1 protein-coding gene is annotated in these 1,221 nt (G+C 65.9%); it reads right to left on the bottom strand.

The window, feature by feature from the left end:
• Positions 1 to 305: 305 nt before the first annotated feature.
• A complete protein-coding gene (locus ETD83_RS41880) occupies positions 306 to 1,034 on the bottom strand; it encodes a S1 family peptidase (RefSeq protein ID WP_205718190.1) in 729 nt (242 codons plus the stop codon).
• Positions 1,035 to 1,221 lie beyond the last annotated feature (187 nt).

The raw sequence follows: 1,221 nt of genomic DNA, 5'->3' as shown, positions 1-1,221 counted from the left end.
GTTGTGGGCCTAGGAAATGTATAAGAGACAGGGTCGGCCCAGGTGACGACTATCCGGAATAGTGCAGAAAGGACGATGTTCTTAACAAGGGTTGAAACTGCCAAGATTTCCGGTTGCCGTCTATCAAATGCCAGGCGAAGACCAGTGAGATCGATGCGGACCGGCAGACGACAGGTAGAGACCCGGCCTGGACAAATGCCCGCCTGACTCCTATTGCGTCACTGACTGTGAGCATCGGAGGGCGGTCAGGGGTCGGCCCATCCCCCGGGGACGGCTCGGCGACTCCGGTTCCAGAGCGGCGAGTCTCAGTAGACGTTTACGTCGTAGGCGCTGAGGATCTCGTTGATCGGCTGATAGAAGGACGTCCCGCCGCTGGTGCAGTTGCCGGTGGCGCCGACCCCGACTCCGAGCGCGATGGTGCCGCTGAAGTAGGGCGCGCCCGGGTTGTCGCCGGGCTCCGAGCAGATGTTCGTCCTCGCCAGGCCGGTCATCGTCCCTTCGGGGAAGCTCACGCTCTGGTTGAGCGCCGTCACGGTGCCGCACCGCATGCCGGTGGTGGAGCCGCTGCGGCAGACCTGCTGCCCGACGGACGCCCGGCCCGCCGCCGTGATGTCCCGGGACCCGGGGTAGACGAGCACACTGCCAGGTCTCTCCACATGCGGTTCGACGTAGGCGACGAGGGCCACGGCGACGTTCATGACAGAGACGACGGTGCCGAGTTCGACGGACAGCCCCGGATCGGCATAGATCTTCTGCCCCGCCTTGGCGCAGCCGCCTGCGGTGAGGAAGTAGTAGGTGTCGGACTTGCGCACATTGAAGCCGATGGTGCAGCGGACGCCGCCCGCGGCGAAGATCGGCTGTCCGCCCTGGCCGCTGGGTGGGGCCTTGGCGGGGGCAGACCGGCCGTCCTGACCCTCCGTCACGGTGCCGGGAACGGTGGCGGACGCGGCCGCGGCGGGAGCGGGAGCGGCCATGACGGTCGCGGCGGCCATTGCCAAAGCGGCAGTGGTGATCATGGAAAGGCGGGGTCTCACAGGGCCTCCTACGGGAGTGGCGGGGGGACGGGACGCCCAGGATGACGACTTTCCGGAATGGTGCAGAAAAACGAAGACCCTTACAAGAGGACGAAAGTGCCAAGATTGGTGGCGGCCTTATATCAACTGCCGTGCCGAGGTCGGTGATCTGAGGGCGGCGGGGGCGCGTCAGGCTGGGGTGTCGTCG

This window comes from Actinomadura soli, assembly GCF_005889715.1.
GTDB lineage: Bacteria > Actinomycetota > Actinomycetes > Streptosporangiales > Streptosporangiaceae > Spirillospora > Spirillospora soli.
Note: the sequence above shows the minus strand (reverse complement) of the source record. Positions and strands in the feature narration are given on the sequence as shown.